1 protein-coding gene is annotated in these 230 nt (G+C 31.7%); it reads right to left on the bottom strand.

The genetic code is table 11. The features are described from left to right. Positions 1-230 (bottom strand): hypothetical protein (locus tag AC3CAU_RS16785; RefSeq protein ID WP_488368520.1); only part of this gene is annotated, 230 nt, incomplete at both ends.

Below are 230 nucleotides of genomic sequence, written 5' to 3'. Positions count from 1 at the left end.
ATATAATCATTAAACTGACCTAAAACATAAAGTTGCTTATCGGTTCTTTCTGAATTTAAATTGAAATAAACCCAAGAATAATCTGCTTCTTTATCGGCATTCCTTTCGATTCCTAAATCATTTCTTCTAAAGTAAAACGCGCCATTCACATCGCCCTGATTTTGATAATTTAAAGGATTAGCGAAAACCGGGAATAAATATGTCTGATTTTTTCCTTCGGTATTTTCTAC

The sequence above is a fragment of the Acinetobacter sp. GG23 genome (assembly GCF_057766365.1).
This window is presented reverse-complemented; position numbering and strand designations above follow the sequence as displayed.